Below are 1,406 nucleotides of genomic sequence, written 5' to 3' on the forward strand. Positions count from 1 at the left end.
CGGGTGAGGCTCGGCGTGTCCGCTTGGCCTGGAGCGCCGGATGAGATCTTGTCTGGCGGGTGGGCGACGATGTCGGTGTGGCCGAGGTAGCAGGCTGGGCGCAGGAGTTCTCGCAGGTCGAGGCGCTGTTGGGGCCGCGGTTCGGGCGACGGGAGCCGCGGGCCCGGGCGGTGGGCTATGTCCGGTCGTTGCTGGCGCCGTTGGAACGTAAGAACGGCTGGACGATCTCGGAGGCCACCGGGGCGCGCTCGCCGGATTCGGTGCAGTGGCTGCTCACCGGGGCGGACTGGGACCCCGATCTGCTGCGCGATGACCTGCGCGACTGGGTCGCCGGGCAGCTCGGCGACCCCAGCGGGGTGCTGATCGTCGACGACACCGGCTTCCTGAAGAAGGGCACCAAGTCCGCCGGGGTGCAGCGGCAGTACTCCGGGACCGCGGGGCGGGTCGAGAACTGCCAGATCGGGGTGTTCCTGGCCTACGCCACCCCGGCCGGGCGCACCCTGCTCGACCGCGAGCTCTACCTGCCCCAGTCCTGGACCGACGACCGCGACCGCTGCACCGAGGCCGGGGTGCCCGCCGAAGTCGGGTTCGCCACCAAGCCCGAGCTGGCCCAGACGATGCTGGCCCGTGCTCTCGAGGCAGGGGTGCCCGCGGCGTGGGTGACCGGCGACGAGGCCTACGGCCAGGTCTCGGCGCTGCGCCGGATGCTCGACGGGCGGGGGATGTCCTACGTGCTGGCCGTCGCCTCGAACCAGCGGGTCCACCCCACCGCCGGCGGCGAGGGCCAGCCCAGCGAAGGTCGTATCGACGATGCGGTCGCCGCGCTGGATCCCCGGTGCTGGACCACCATCACCGTCGGCGCCGGCGCGAAGGGTCCCCGCACCTACCAGTGGGCCCGAGCCCAGGTCAGGCCACTGCCCGAGCACGCCAGCGGACCCGAGCACTGGCTGCTCGCCCGGCGCAGCCTGACCGACCCCACCGACGTCGCCTACTACCTCGCTGCCGCCCCGGCCAAGACCCCGCTGCGCGAGCTCGCCCGCATCGCCGGGGTCCGCTGGGCGATCGAAGAGACCTTCCAAACCGCCAAGAACGAGGTCGGACTCGATCACTACCAGGTCCGCCGCTACCCCGGCTGGTATCGCCACATCACCCTGGCCATGGCAGCGCACGCCTTCCTGACCATCACCCGAGCCGGCACCCGGCCACGGGAAAAAGGGGGATCTGGAGCCTCCCCAACACCCTCGGCGAGCTGATCCCGCTCTCACTCGCCGAGATCCGGCGGCTGCTCAACGCCCTGATCTGGATACCCATCACAGCCGTCGAGGCCGTCCTGACCTGGTCACACTGGCGACGACGCCACCAAGCCAGAGCCCGCCGCTGCCACTACGAAACCCGCACCAACCAGC

General features: G+C 71.6%; 1 protein-coding gene. It reads left to right on the top strand.

Annotated elements, in window-relative coordinates:
- Positions 1–59 precede the first annotated feature (59 nt).
- Positions 60–1,253, top strand: a complete 1,194-nt coding sequence (locus HH311_RS30755) for an IS701 family transposase (RefSeq protein ID WP_396027475.1) — start codon at positions 60–62, stop codon at positions 1,251–1,253.
- Positions 1,254–1,406: the final 153 nt, after the last annotated feature.

This window comes from Actinomycetospora sp. TBRC 11914 (genome assembly GCF_012933465.1).
Classification (GTDB): Bacteria; Actinomycetota; Actinomycetes; order Mycobacteriales; family Pseudonocardiaceae; genus Actinomycetospora.